The sequence below is a fragment of the Bradyrhizobium sp. CCGUVB14 genome (assembly GCF_024199935.1).
GTDB lineage: Bacteria > Pseudomonadota > Alphaproteobacteria > Rhizobiales > Xanthobacteraceae > Bradyrhizobium.
In genome coordinates this window covers 2,544,396-2,557,226 of record NZ_JANADS010000001.1, presented here as the reverse complement: position 1 = coordinate 2,557,226, position 12,831 = coordinate 2,544,396, and the positions used below count along the sequence as shown (strand labels likewise).

Below are 12,831 nucleotides of genomic sequence, written 5' to 3'. Positions count from 1 at the left end.
CCGCCTCATTGGCGTTATCAGCGGAACGCTCCGCTGGGATCGTTGAGTGATTTGGGGAACGCAGAGTGTTTCGCAGAACTGCAGCGTCGGCGAAGGAACGCAGCTTCCTTCACGTCATCAAGCTCGTCTCGCCTTTCGTCATGGTCGTCGTACTTCAGGCGGCGATCGCGGGATTCAGCCTGGAGGTGATGTCATCGGTTCGCGCCTATGTCGCGGGCGAAGCGATGTGGTCGCGCTCGCAGAAGAACGCCGTCTATTCCCTCAATCTCTATCTGCGTTCGGGCGAAGCCCACCAGTTCGCGCGGTATCAGAGTTCTCTCGCCGTGCCGATCGGCGACGAATATGCGAGATGGGCCCTCGAGGGCGATCCGGTCGACGTCGAGCTCGCGCGCATCGGCTTCCTGCAAGGCGGCAACCATCCCGATGATGTTCCCGGCCTGATCTGGCTGTTCCGCTATTTCAACAAGGTCAGCTTCCTGCGCGAAGCGATCCGCGAGTGGACTGCCACCGATCCGATGCTGCTGGAGCTCAGCGTGTTCGGTGAAGTCATCAAGAGTGAACTGAAGAACGGCCCCATTGGAGATAGCGACCGGCTGCAATTCCTGTCGTCGCGGCTGTCGGAGCTCAACAGGCAGTTCACGGGTCATGCCGAGCGGTTCTCGACGGTGCTGGGCGAAGGCTCCCGCGCCATCAAGTTCACGCTGACATGCCTCAACATCGTCACCGCCGCTACCCTGATCCTGCTCCTGATCTGGCACACGCGGCGTCTGGTGCTGCAACGGCAGGCGTTCGAGGATGCGCTGCATGCCGAGAAGGAGCGCCTCGCCTTTCAGGCTTCGCATGACTGGCTGACCGGCCTCGCCAACCGGCGGGCCTTCGAGGCGCGCCTGCAGAGCGAGCTCGATGGTCGCGGCGAAAATACGCTGAGCCTGATCCTGCTCGACCTCGACCAGTTCAAAAGCGTCAACGACGGCTGCGGTCATCTCGCCGGAGATCGGCTGCTGTGTCAGGTCGCGCGACTGTTGCAGCAGGAGCGGCGGCCACAGGATCTGGTCGCACGGCTCGGCGGCGACGAGTTCGGCCTGATCCTGCCGCAATGCGCTCCGTACGACGCCGTCGACATCGCCGAGCGGCTGCGGCGGTCGCTCGAGCTGTTCAACTTCGCCTGGGACGATCAATGCTTTGCGGTGACCGCCAGCATCGGCGTCGCCTGCATTGCCGACGCCGACACCACGCTCGAAGAGGCGATGCGCCGGGCGGACGTGGCCTGCTATCGCGCCAAGGAAAAGGGACGCAACCGGGTCCAAGTCGACAACGGAAAACCGGACGTCGTGCTCGTCGCCGCGCGGCCGCGCGAAGCTGCCCGCGCGTGATCGTCGCAATTACCGCGCCGGCAGGATCCCGAGACCCAGGAGATGCGCGTCCAGGAACTGCGTGACCTGCTGGCGAAGCATCTGTGGCGGCACCGCGATCATTCGTTCTTCGAGGCCGAGCGAGATGATTCCATGCACTGCGGAGAACAGCGTGCGCGACAATAGTGCGATCTTCACGTCATCCGCATCCGGCAACACGCGCACCAGAGGCGGATGCATCAACGCGAAGGCGTCCATCACCATCTGAAGAATGTCGTCGGGATAGGGACGGTCGTCTTCCATCCGATGCTCGAACAGCGAGCGCAACAGATTGGCGTTTTCGGCGAAGAATTCGAGATAGGTCTCCGCCAGACCATAGAGCTGGCGGACCGGATCCTCAGCCGGAACCTTCCCCAGCCGCGCCGTCAGCGCCTGAACCGTTTCCCGATTAACCGTCAGGATCACCCCGTCGAAGTCGCCGAATTCGTTATAGACGCTGCCGACCGAGCAACCCGCGGCCTCGGCCACGTCCCGAACCTTCAACGATCTCAATCCCTTAGTCGCGATAATGCTGCGGGCGATCTCTAGGATCTGGAGACGCCGTCGATTTTTTTTCTGGTCTCGCAGCGATTCTTCTTGAACATTGTTCATTTTCAAGCTACTCATGTGAACATTGTTCAAATTAACTCGGAGACCAGCAAAATGCAAACCCTCGCTGTTGATATCGCCGCCACCTTTCTCGATGACGCCGCGGCCCTCTTGAGCGGCTTCGGCCGCGCCGTGCTGCGGATCGTCATGGCCCCGATCGATCGGATCGCAAATGCCTGCGACATTGCCGGCGTCCTCGCCGAGCGCCGCGCAACCTTCCGGATGTGGCGGTCCAGCCGCGCCCGTGCCCGCCACGAGCGCCGCCGCTTCAGCCTGCTCGGCCGCTTGAACCCCTTCCGCCATCTCGCCCACCTCACCTGAGGGGAAGCCGGTGCGCATGCGAATCCACTCGAATGCGAGGATTGGCCGCAACAAAAGACTCAATATGTCCGGAGATTCGTGGCCGATGCCGCGGATGTCGGAGATGCCGTTCAGCTTTTCCTCATCGGCCGTCGCGATATCCCCCGTAAGCGCGGCAATTCCGCCCGAAACCGCGGCCGCAACCGGATAATTGCGAACCTAACGAGACCACCTGGAGACCAACAGGATCGGAAGGATCGAGGGGACTGCGCAGGCCGATGACCGTCGTCACCCTGCGATCGCTCCGCCCACACCCTTCCGGTCGTGACGTTTCACCGACAACGCAACAACCTCAGGCTGCCTCCCGAAAACAGGACTCGTCATGATCAGGGATTTGATGTCGTCTCGCCGCTTCGCGCCGCTGTTCTGGGCGCAATTTTTCTCGGCGCTCAATGACAACGTGCTCAAGAACGCGCTCGTCATCATCCTGCTTTACAGTGCCGCGACCGGCCACGGCGATGCGCTGGTGACGGTCGCAGGCGCCGTCTTCATCTTCCCCTATTTCATCCTGTCCGGGCTCGGCGGCCAGCTCGCCGACAAATACGTCAAATCGGTCGTCGCAAGGCGGTTGAAATTCGCTGAGATCTTCGCTGCGGCTTTCGCCGCCGCCGGCTTCTTCATGCACTCGGTGCCGCTGCTGTTCACGGCGCTTGCGCTGTTCGGCATCATCGCCGCCCTGTTCGGCCCCGTAAAATACTCCATGCTGCCGGACCAGCTCGAGCTCGGTGAGCTCGCGACCGGCAACGCGCTGGTCGAAGGCGCGACCTTCATGGCCATCCTGCTCGGCACCGTCGCGGGTGGCCAGTTCGTGGCCGGCTCCGCCCATATGGGCTGGGTCGCATCGGCCGTGGTCGTGCTGGCGCTGTTGTCGTGGGCCTTCGCCTCCCGCATTCCGCAAACGACGCCGTCCGCGCCCGATCTGCCCGTCGATGCCAATCCCTGGACCTCGACGCTCAACCTGTTGAAGACGCTCCATGCCGACCATCGGCTGTGGGACGGCACGGTGATCGTCTCCTGGTTCTGGCTGGTCGGCGCGATCGTGCTGTCGCTGCTGCCGGCGCTGGTCAAGGACGTCGTCGGTGGCAGCGAAGGCGTGGTGACGCTGTGCCTGGCGATCTTCGCGATCGGCATCGCCATCGGCTCGCTGTTTGCCGCCAGCCTGAGCCATGTGCGCCCGAACCTCGCGCTCGTGCCGATCGGCGCCATCATGATGGGATTTGCCGGCATTGACCTCGCCTGGGCCATCGGCGTCACGGTGAAGGGCAACGACATCGCGGCGGTCGATTTCGCAACCTCGTTTGCCGGCCTGCGCATGCTGATCGACTTCGTCGTCTTCGCTTTCGGCGGCGGGCTGTTCGTCGTTCCGTCCTTTGCGGCCGTGCAGGCCTGGTCGGCTCCGAACGAGCGTGCCCGCATCATCGCCGCCGGTAACGTGCTGCAGGCCGCCTTCATGGTGATCGGCTCGCTGTTCGTCGCACTGCTGCAGGCGGCCGGATTGCATGTCGGCTGGATCTTCCTCGGCCTGGGTGTCGCGAGCTTCGGCGCGGTGTGGTTCGTGCTGACGAAATGGGGCAAGGAAGGCGTGCGCGATTTCGGCGGGCTCTTGTTCCGCGCCCTGTTCCGCACCGAGGTGCGCGGGCTCGAGAACCTGCCGCCTCCGGGCACGCGCATGCTGATCGCGCCCAATCATGTCAGCCTGATCGACGGCCCGCTGCTGCATGCCGTGCTGCCGATCGACGCGAGCTTCGCGGTCGATACCGGCATCTCCAAGGCCTGGTGGGCCAAGCCGTTCCTGCGCGTCGTCAAGCACTACACCATGGACCCGAGCAAGCCGCTGGCCGCGCGCGACCTGATCAAGCTCGTCGCCGCCGGCGAACCGGTCGTCATCTTCCCGGAAGGACGCATCACCGTCTCCGGCTCGCTGATGAAGGTCTATGACGGTACCGCGATGATTGCCGACAAGGCCGACGCCGTGGTCGTGCCGGTTCGCATCGAAGGCGCGCAACGCTCGCATCTCAGTTACCTCAACGGCAGCCAGATCAAGCGCTCGTGGTTTCCGCGGGTGACGGTGACGATCCTACCGCCGGTCAAGCTGCCGGTCGATCCGGCCCTGAAGGGCAAGGCGCGCCGCAACGCTGCGGGCGCCGCGCTCCAGGACGTGATGATCGACGCGATGGTCAAGAACGCCATGCTCGACCACACGCTGTTCGAAGCGCTCGGCCACGCCTATCGCGACCGCGACACCGGCAAGGTCATCATCGAAGACGCGCTCGGCACCAAGCTGACCTATCGCAAGCTGATCCTCGGCGCGCAGGTCCTGAGCCGCAAGCTCGAGACCGGCACGATGGCCGGCGAGAATGTCGGCGTGCTGCTGCCGAACTCCGCGGGCGTCGCCGTCGTCTTCATGGCACTGCAGAGCATTGGCCGGGTTCCGGCGATGCTGAATTTCTCGGCCGGGCCGGTCAACGTCCTCGCCGCCATGAAGGCCGCGCAGGTCAAGACCGTGCTGACGTCGAAAGCCTTCATCGAGAAGGGCAAGCTCGACAAGTTGATGGCCGCGATTTCGGCCGAGGCCCGCGTCGTCTATCTCGAGGACGTCCGCGCCTCGATCGGCACCGCCGACAAGATCAAGGGCCTGCTCGCCGGCACCGCGCCGCGCGTTGCCCGCCAGGCCAACGATCCCGCGGTTGTGCTGTTCACATCGGGCTCGGAAGGCACGCCCAAGGGCGTGGTGCTGTCCCACCGCAACATCCTCGCCAACGCAGCGCAGGCGCTGGCGCGGGTCGATGCCAATGCCAATGACAAGGTGTTCAACGTGCTGCCGGTGTTCCACTCGTTCGGTTTGACCGGCGGAATGATGATGCCGCTGCTCGCGGGCATTCCGATCTACATGTATCCCTCGCCGCTGCACTATCGCATCGTGCCGGAACTGATCTACCAGACCGGCGCCACGATCCTGTTCGGCACCGATACGTTCCTCACCGGTTACGCTCGCTCGGCGCATGCCTACGACTTCCGCACCCTGCGCCTGGTGATCGCCGGCGCCGAGGCGGTCAAGGACCGGACGCGGCAGGTGTTCATGGAACGCTATGGCATCCGCATTCTCGAAGGCTATGGCGTCACCGAGACGGCGCCGGTGCTGGCGATGAACACGCCGATGGCCAACCGCCCCGGCACCGTCGGCCGCCTGTCGCCGCTGATGGAAAGCCGCCTCGATCCGGTCCCCGGCATCGAGGAAGGCGGACGCCTCTCGGTGCGCGGACCGAATGTGATGCTCGGTTATTTGCGGGCCGAAAACCCCGGCGTGCTTGAGCCGCTCGCCGAGGGCTGGCATGACACCGGCGACATCGTGGCGATCGACCCGGCCGGCTTCATCACCATCAAGGGGCGCGCCAAGCGCTTTGCCAAGATCGCGGGCGAAATGGTCTCGCTGTCGGCGGTCGAGAGCATCGCGACGACGCTGTGGCCGCAGGCCGCATCGGTCGCCGTGTCGATCCCCGACCAGCGCAAGGGCGAGCGCATCGTGCTGCTGACGACGGAGAAGAATGCCGAGCGCAGCGCAATGCAGGCCCAGGCCAAGACGATCGGGGCCTCCGAGCTGACCGTGCCCGCAACGATCATGGTGGTCGACAAGGTGCCGCTGCTCGGAACCGGCAAGACCGACTACGTCACGGCAACGACGATGGCCCGCGAGCAAGCGACGCCAGCATCGGAGCGCGAGGTTGCGTGAGATCAAACCCATCGCCGTCGCGCCGGACCTCCGGCGCGACGGCGTGGTCTTGCTTCACGGCATCGGGGTTGGCTCCTGGACGCTGAAGCGGCTCGAACGAACGCTGCAGCGCCGCGGTTTCACGACGCTCAATCTCGACTATGCCAGCCGGAAGAGGCCTCTCGAACAGCTTGCGGAGGACATCCACGCGCCAATCGCCGCATTCGCTGAGCAATGCGGCGGCACGATCCACTTCGTCGCTCATTCCATGGGTGGCTTGCTCGCGCGCGTCTATATTTTCAGGCACCGGCCGGCGCGGCTCGGCCGCGTCGTGATGCTGGGCACGCCCAATCACGGCAGCGAGGTCGCGGATCTCGTGAAGGATCTCTCCGTCTACCGCGCAGCGTTTGGGCCGTCCGGCCAGCAATTGACGACCATCCTGGATCCCGTGCTCGCCGCTCTGCCGTCGCCGGACTATGCGGTCGGCATCATCGCGGGATGTCGCACCATCGCGCCGATCGCCTCGGCCTTCGTCCTGCCACGGCCCAATGACGGCAGGGTTTCCGTCGCGAGTGCGAAGCTCGACGATATGGCCGATCACATCGTCGTCAAGGCGTCCCATACCGGGCTGCCGCGCCATAGCGTTGCGATCGAGCAGACAATCGCCTTCCTGCACGACGGCCGCTTCAGCCCGATCACCTGAGCAAGAGATAGCGAACCGGATTGTCATCGCATTGGCCGGCGCCACACTCCAGCACCGTGGATAGCAGGTTTGCGGCAACCAGCAACGCGAAGATGGCGAACACCGCGTTCGATGCCGGCCCGCTTATCGGCGCAGCGGCATCTCGCTCGCCGGCCAAATCCTTCAGGACGAAGACCAGCGCGACATAGCAGATCATGCCGACGGCCGCGATCAGCGCCCAGGTGTAGAAATGCAGCCCGAACAGCGCCGAACCATATCCAGCGTCGCCGGGTGCGAGATGCAGCGAGACCTGCCGCATCGAAATGACTCCCGTGACGAGGCTGGCGATCAGGATCATCGCATAGTGCGACGGCCGCTCACCGACGCGAATGTTGAGCAGGAACCCCATGCCGATCGCGATGAAGCCGGCCCGCTGCAGCAGACACAGCGGACATGGCAGCTCGCCGAACGCAAGTTGATAGAAGAACGCGATCGCCAGAACCAGCGAGATCCCGAGCAGCCCGAGCATGTTCAGGACCGCACCGACCGATCGCTGTTCGCTCATTTCCGTCGTGCTCATCTCGCCCCCGTCAGAACGAGAACTTCAGCGGATCGGTCGCGTGGTGAAAGAACCACGCGATGGTGACGACGATCGTCGCGCTCCAGAGCGCATAGCTCAGTCCCGCGCGCGAACACCAGACCGACGCGCAGCCTGCCAGCGCCAGCAGGAAAGGCAGAAACATGTACATGAGCGCGGGCTCCCCCAGGCGATTCGCGCATCGCGCGAACCGCGCAAGAGATACGTCAGCCCTGCACGCCCCTCAAGAGCCGGCTTCGCTGCGCCGCTCCTGAGCGTAGCGCACCAGCGCCGCGAAGCGATAGATGCCGTGCACGAACTTGCCATAGGGCATGGTGATGAACAGCGCGAACACCGCACCGAGATGCAGCGCCAGCAGCGGCCCCATGGCCGGAGACTCGCGCAGGAGCAGAAGCAGCATGCCGGTGAAACCGGTCAGGAACAGCATGGCGATGAAGCCGACATCCATGCCGTAGCGGTTCTCGTCGAGCAGGGCCGGATCGCGGCGCGTTTTCGCGAGGAACAGGCCAATCGGACCAACGACGAGCCCGATGCCACCGAGTGTGCCGAGTACCACGGGCAGATCCCACAACGGATACGGCGCCTCACGGCCGAGAAGATAGTGGTACAGCGTAGCGACCGAGGTCGCGGCAAAGCACAGCAGGAAGCCATAGAACGTCAAATGATGGAAAAGCTTGCGACGGTCGGTCGGCGTGTCGTCCTCGTTGTAGCAGCCGACCCCGCCGCCATGGAGATAGCGCAACTCGCCGGCATCCCGGATGGCCTGGAATATCGAGCCACCATCAGCCCGCCCGCCGATCGGCGTGCCAATGTCGCGCCAGAAGGCGCGGACGCTCATGACCAGTGCGAGGATCGCATAGAGAAAGGCAGCGCTGAACAGCACGGCCATCGCATTGTGCGGCATCAGCTTATAGAAGGCGCCAGGACCGGTGTGCACGCCGAGCAGCACGCTGCGATCGTTCAGGGCCGCAAAGCCGAAGATGAAGGCCGCCATGCTCAGTGCAGCGACGATGCTGATGACGAGGCCATTGCGTGCGAAGGCGCCGGACAGCGCCTGCGGCCAAGCATAAGCGGCATAAGATTCGGCGCGCGCGACCGCCAGCGTCTTCGGAACGTTGACGTTGAACTCGTGCGGCGGCGAGAACTGGCAATCGACGTAGCAGGCGCCGCAGGAATGGCAGAGGTTGGCGAGGTAGTTGAGATCGCCGTCGGAGAAGGCGCGGCGCATCTCCATCGCGGGAAATACCGCGCAAAGACCCTCGCAATACCGGCAGGAATTGCAGACCGTCATCAGACGGTCGGCCTCGTCCAGAATTCTAGTTCCGTGCATGTTTCGCCGCTTCCCGTCCTGCGATCCGCCCGAACACGCTGCCGATGGTCATGCCCATGCCGGCGGCATACCCCTTGCCGAGCACATTGCCCGCCATGATCTCGCCGGCTGCGAACATGTTGGCCGACGGCTTGCCGTCAGCCATCAGCATCCGCGCCTCCTTGTTCACACGCGTGCCGAGATAGGTGAAGGTGATGCCAGGCCGCACCGGATAGGCGAGATAAGGCGGCGTGTCGATTTTGCGCGCCCAGTGCGTCTTTTGCGGCGTGATGCCTTCGGTGCGGCAATCATCCAGAATGGTGTGATCGAACGTGCCGGGCCGCACCGCCGCGTTGAATTCGGTGATGGTCTTTTCCAGCGCGGCCGGGTCGAGCGTCAGCTTGCCGGCAAGCTCGGCGATCGTCTGCCCGGCGATCGGCGGAAACAGCGTCGGCATGAACGAGGTGACGACAGTGGAGTCAAAGATGATGTAGGCGATCTGGTCGGGCTGCGCCGCGACCAGCCGGCCCCAGATCGCGTAGCGCTTCGGCCAGATGTCCTCGCCTTCGTCGTAGAAGCGCTGCGAATGCTTGTTGACGACGATGCCGAACACGACGGAGTCATGCCGCGTAATGATGCCGCCGTCGAATTTCGGCGCGCGGGCATCGATCGCAACCGCATGGCACTGGGTGGGATCGCCGACCTCCTGCACGCCCTTGTCGAGCAGCATCTTCAGGATCGAGCCGCGATTGTAGGGCGTGCCGCGGATCAGGAAATTGTCGGCTGCCTCGCCCCAATATTGCTTCAGCCATTCGATGTTGGCCTCAAACCCGCCGGCGGCGGCGACCAGCGACGTCGCGCGGACCTCGGCCTCGCCGTTGATCGGCCGCTTCAGGCGCGCGGCGAGAAACATGCCGTCCTCGATCACGAGATCGGTGACCTCGGCGTCATATTCGACGTCGACGCCGAGCCGCTCGGCGGTCAGATAGAGCGCGTTCAGCATGGCGCGGCCGCCGCCCAGGAAAAAGGAGTTGGTGCGGCCGAGGCTCAGGGTACCGCCGAGCGAGGGCTGCCAGCGCACGCCCTGCTCCACGATCCAGTTCAGGATGTCCTTGGACTCCCGGATCATATGGCGGGCGAGCACCTCGTCGGTCTGGCCGCCGGTGACGCGCAGCAGATCCTCCCAAAACTCATCCTCGGTGTAGGGACCGGTCAGGATTTCGGTCGCAGCGTCATGGGCGCAGCGCATGTTGCGGGTGTGGCGGGTGTTGCCGCCGCGATAGAACTTTGGCGCACCTTCGAGCACCAGCACCGAGGCGCCGCCGCGGCGCGCCGCGATCGCCGCGCACAGCGCTGCGTTGCCGCCGCCGATCACCAGCACATCGTATTTGCCGCTCATACCGTCAGTCCGATGCGATGAAGTTAGAGACATTCTGCCCGCAGGCAGCCCCGGTCAAGGCTGGTAGGCATTGCGTACTTTTGTATACAAAGATATACAGACGCGATGCAAGCCGCATCTCTGCATGGGCAGGATGCGCATTGCGAGCCCGAGGAATCATGGCCAGACGCCCGGCAAAGGCAGGCGGATCGATCGCACGCGGCGGTGGCGTCGCGCTGGGCGAAGCGGTGTTCCGCTCGCTCTGCGAGGCCCTTCAGGCCGGCAGCTACCGCGCCGGCGATCGCCTGCGCGAGGAAGAGGTCGCGCAACGGCTGAAGGTCAGCCGCACACCGGTGCGGGAGGCGCTTGGCCGGCTCGCCGCACGCGGCTTCGTTGAGCCCGCCGGCGGCCGCGGGCTGATCGTGCGCAACCTCGACATCTCGGAGGTGCTCGAGCTCTACGCCATGCGCGAGATCATGGAGGGCGCCGCCGCGCGCCTCGCCGCTGAGCACGCATCGGCACCCGAGGTCGATGCGCTCAGGGATATCGAACAGGCTTTTGTCGATGTGTCCGAGACTGACGCCGCCGAGACGGCAAAAGAAAGAGCGAGGCTCAACCGCGCCTTCCACGAGGCGATCTGCCGCGCTGCACGCAACCGCTATCTCGACAATGCCTCGCGCGACCTGCAGGACTGGATCGCCCTGCTCGGCCCGACCACTTTCACCGTGACGGGACGGCCCTCGACCAGCCATGGCGAGCACCAGGGCATCATCGAGGCCATCGCGGCGCGCGACGGCGACAAGGCCGAGCAGCTCGCGCGCGCCCACATTCGCGAGGCGCTGCGCTGCCGGCTCAAGCTGCTGCAGAAGCAGTAGGGCGTTTGCGCATGAAAGTCAGCTCCCGCGGGTTTAGCGGAGGTCGCCCCGTTTGGTCGGCATCGACTGCTTATGACCTGAAGCGTCCGCGGGGCATGCCGCCGGGACGCGTCTGATATCAGAGGTAGATCTTATCGAGGTCCACCGAGGATTCGACGCCGAGTTTGACGAAGTTCTTCGCGAGCCAGTCGTCCGCGCATTTGCGGCCCTGATCGCGAAGAAAAATCAGGAAATCCCAGTCGGCGTTGTACTTGCTGGTCGGCGTGAGCGCGCCCATGAAGCCGTCATCCGAGATGCTGTGGATCAGCACGCTCTTCAGCCCGCCATCCGTGACACGCTTTTGCCTGATCAGGCTGGTGACGAAGCCGATCGCGCGCATCTCCCGCATCAGGGACGAGTTGAAGCTGATCTCGTTGATGCGGTTGAGGATATCGTCGGCCGTGCGGGGCACATCTGTGCGCAGCAACGGGTTGATGTGGACAATGACGGTGTCGGCGCTCTCGCAGTTGTAGATCAGCGGGAAAATTGCAGGATTCCCCATGTAACCGCCGTCCCAATAGGCTTCACCGTCGATCTCCACCGCATGAAACATAGTCGGGAGGCAGGCCGAAGCCATCACTGCATCGACCGAGATCTCCTTTTCCGCAAAGATCTTCACCTTGCCAGTGCGAACATTGGTCGCTGACAGGAAGAGTTTGACCGGACAGTTCGCTCGTTGCAATACGCCAAAATCGATCGACTGCTCGACCACCTCACGTAAAGGGTTGTAGTTGATCGGGTTGAATTGATAGGGCGAGAGCATGCGTGTCACGAAGCCGATCATTGAGAATATCGGCGACCATGACAGCTTGTGATCGCCCAGCATCCGGTCGAACGGACTCGGCTGCAACGGCCCACGCCTCGCTGCCTCACTGACACGCTTCCAATAGTCGGTGAGCGCCTTGTGCGCGCCATCACGACCGCCAACCGTCAACCCGTATGCGAAGGCCGCGGCATTCATCGCGCCGGCGCTGGTCGCACTCAGTCCATCAAAGGCCAATTTCTCTTCGTCCAGCAGCCGATCGAGTACACCCCAGGTAAAGGCGCCATGCGCGCCACCTCCCTGAAGCGCAAGGTTGATCTTCCTGACCTGGTTGGAGGTTGGCTCAAGCCGCTCCCCGGCGTTCCGCTCCGCACTCGCATCCATGGAGGCCATCGGCATCCCATCTGATTTGCTACGGTCGTTTCATTGCCTTTGAAAGCTCTTTGATCTGTTTGTCTGCGAAATCGCGCGTTTCCACAGAGCCGGGATTGGCGCTCTGGCGGATCTTGAGGATTAAATGATCCAAATCGGAAATGCTAGACAAGTCCATGTCGCTCCCATAGCCGACCTTGGCATCCCGAGAGAGAACGCGGGGGCAGGACGCCAACCTTTCTCTGTTTTCTTGAGTGCCATCACGCCAGCACGTCCGCCACCACCGCCTTCACGACATCGCGCACATCGGTCGGCTTCATCCGCACCTGCAAGCCACGCTGGCCGCCATTGAGATAGACCAGAGCATGCGCGAGCGCGCTCTGCTCGATCACGGTGCGGACCGGCTTGCGCTGCCCGAATGGGCTGATACCGCCGACCTTGTAGCCGGTGACACGCTCGGCCTCCGGTGGCTTCATCATCTGCGCCGACTTGCCGCTCACGGAAGCGGCGAGCTTCTTCATCGAGACTTCCTGGTCGGAGGGTACGATGACGCAAACCGGCTTGCCGTCCACCAGCGCCATCAGCGTCTTCAGGACGCGAGCGGGATCTTCGCCGAGCGCCGCGGCGGCCTGGAGGCCGATGCTTTCGGCATCGGGATCATAGTCGTAAGCGTGAACGGTGAAGGCAACGCGGGCAGCTGTGAGTGCGCGGGTGGCGGGGGTGACCTTGGACATGGGTGATGTGTA

The 12,831-nt window shown here is 63.9% G+C and carries 12 protein-coding genes; 5 read left to right on the top strand and 7 right to left on the bottom strand.

Going from position 1 to position 12,831, the window contains the following annotated elements; all coding sequences use genetic code 11:
• Nucleotides 1-65 precede the first annotated feature (65 nt).
• Nucleotides 66-1,373 carry a GGDEF domain-containing protein gene (locus NLM32_RS11790; protein ID WP_254129141.1) on the top strand — a complete coding sequence of 436 codons (1,308 nt, stop codon included), beginning with the start codon at nt 66-68 and terminating at the stop codon, nt 1,371-1,373.
• Nucleotides 1,374-1,382: 9 nt separating this feature from the next.
• Here the strand turns inward: NLM32_RS11790 and NLM32_RS11785 are convergent, their stop codons facing one another.
• Nucleotides 1,383-2,003 (bottom strand): TetR/AcrR family transcriptional regulator, encoded by a 621-nt coding sequence (locus NLM32_RS11785; RefSeq protein ID WP_254135293.1) that lies wholly within the window; start codon nt 2,001-2,003, stop codon nt 1,383-1,385.
• Nucleotides 2,004-2,054: 51 nt separating this feature from the next.
• On the opposite strand from NLM32_RS11785, the gene NLM32_RS46085 reads away from it, so the two are divergent.
• The 3 genes from NLM32_RS46085 to NLM32_RS11775 all read left to right on the top strand — a co-directional run bounded on the left by NLM32_RS46085 (nt 2,055) and on the right by NLM32_RS11775 (nt 6,772).
• A complete protein-coding gene (locus tag NLM32_RS46085) occupies nt 2,055-2,321 on the top strand; it encodes a hypothetical protein (RefSeq protein ID WP_309144841.1) in 267 nt (88 codons plus the stop codon).
• Between the two features lie 361 nt (nt 2,322-2,682).
• Nucleotides 2,683-6,090 carry an acyl-[ACP]--phospholipid O-acyltransferase gene (locus tag NLM32_RS11780; protein ID WP_254129140.1) on the top strand — a complete coding sequence of 1,136 codons (3,408 nt, stop codon included), beginning with the start codon at nt 2,683-2,685 and terminating at the stop codon, nt 6,088-6,090.
• Complete coding sequence (locus tag NLM32_RS11775) at nt 6,083-6,772, top strand: triacylglycerol lipase (RefSeq protein ID WP_254129139.1); 690 nt, start codon at nt 6,083-6,085, stop codon at nt 6,770-6,772. The genes NLM32_RS11780 and NLM32_RS11775 overlap by 8 nt, the downstream gene beginning before the upstream one ends.
• Here the strand turns inward: NLM32_RS11775 and NLM32_RS11770 are convergent.
• The 4 genes from NLM32_RS11770 to tcuA form a co-directional block, all read right to left on the bottom strand.
• On the bottom strand, nt 6,765-7,331 hold the full coding sequence (locus NLM32_RS11770; RefSeq protein ID WP_254129138.1) for a disulfide bond formation protein B: 567 nt from the start codon (nt 7,329-7,331) through the stop codon (nt 6,765-6,767). The genes NLM32_RS11775 and NLM32_RS11770 overlap by 8 nt on opposite strands.
• 10 nt (nt 7,332-7,341) lie before the next feature.
• Nucleotides 7,342-7,500, bottom strand: a complete 159-nt coding sequence (locus NLM32_RS11765; RefSeq protein WP_254129137.1) for a DUF5993 family protein — start codon at nt 7,498-7,500, stop codon at nt 7,342-7,344.
• 72 nt (nt 7,501-7,572) lie between these two features.
• On the bottom strand, nt 7,573-8,679 hold the full coding sequence (gene tcuB / locus NLM32_RS11760) for a tricarballylate utilization 4Fe-4S protein TcuB (RefSeq protein WP_254129136.1): 1,107 nt from the start codon (nt 8,677-8,679) through the stop codon (nt 7,573-7,575).
• Entirely contained in the window at nt 8,666-10,057 is a 1,392-nt protein-coding gene (gene tcuA, locus NLM32_RS11755; protein ID WP_254129135.1) for an FAD-dependent tricarballylate dehydrogenase TcuA, read from the bottom strand. Before tcuA ends, tcuB begins: the two co-directional genes overlap by 14 nt.
• A gap of 158 nt (nt 10,058-10,215) precedes the next feature.
• Between tcuA and NLM32_RS11750 the strand changes: the two genes are divergently transcribed.
• Nucleotides 10,216-10,911: a GntR family transcriptional regulator gene (locus NLM32_RS11750; protein ID WP_254129134.1), complete on the top strand. Its 696-nt coding sequence runs from the start codon at nt 10,216-10,218 to the stop codon at nt 10,909-10,911.
• A 118-nt stretch (nt 10,912-11,029) separates the two neighbouring features.
• Here NLM32_RS11750 and NLM32_RS11745 read toward each other — a convergent pair whose 3' ends face one another.
• The gene (locus NLM32_RS11745; RefSeq protein ID WP_254135292.1) at nt 11,030-12,097 is read right to left on the bottom strand and encodes a patatin-like phospholipase family protein; all 1,068 of its coding nucleotides are present in this window, start codon (nt 12,095-12,097) and stop codon (nt 11,030-11,032) included.
• A 248-nt stretch (nt 12,098-12,345) separates the two neighbouring features.
• The gene (gene ybaK / locus NLM32_RS11740; protein WP_254129133.1) at nt 12,346-12,819 is read right to left on the bottom strand and encodes a Cys-tRNA(Pro) deacylase; all 474 of its coding nucleotides are present in this window, start codon (nt 12,817-12,819) and stop codon (nt 12,346-12,348) included.
• Between the last annotated feature and the right edge of the window lie 12 nt (nt 12,820-12,831).

Coding starts and splice junctions, on each gene's coding strand:
- NLM32_RS11785 (WP_254135293.1), bottom strand. CDS start 2,003: ATGAACAATGTTCAAGAAGAATCGCTGCGAGACCAGAAAAAAAATCGA.
- NLM32_RS46085 (WP_309144841.1), top strand. CDS start 2,055: ATGCAAACCCTCGCTGTTGATATCGCCGCCACCTTTCTCGATGACGCC.
- NLM32_RS11780 (WP_254129140.1), top strand. CDS start 2,683: ATGATCAGGGATTTGATGTCGTCTCGCCGCTTCGCGCCGCTGTTCTGG.
- NLM32_RS11770 (WP_254129138.1), bottom strand. CDS start 7,331: ATGAGCACGACGGAAATGAGCGAACAGCGATCGGTCGGTGCGGTCCTG.
- NLM32_RS11765 (WP_254129137.1), bottom strand. CDS start 7,500: ATGTACATGTTTCTGCCTTTCCTGCTGGCGCTGGCAGGCTGCGCGTCG.
- tcuB (WP_254129136.1), bottom strand. CDS start 8,679: ATGCACGGAACTAGAATTCTGGACGAGGCCGACCGTCTGATGACGGTC.
- tcuA (WP_254129135.1), bottom strand. CDS start 10,057: ATGAGCGGCAAATACGATGTGCTGGTGATCGGCGGCGGCAACGCAGCG.
- NLM32_RS11750 (WP_254129134.1), top strand. CDS start 10,216: ATGGCCAGACGCCCGGCAAAGGCAGGCGGATCGATCGCACGCGGCGGT.
- NLM32_RS11745 (WP_254135292.1), bottom strand. CDS start 12,097: ATGGATGCGAGTGCGGAGCGGAACGCCGGGGAGCGGCTTGAGCCAACC.
- ybaK (WP_254129133.1), bottom strand. CDS start 12,819: ATGTCCAAGGTCACCCCCGCCACCCGCGCACTCACAGCTGCCCGCGTT.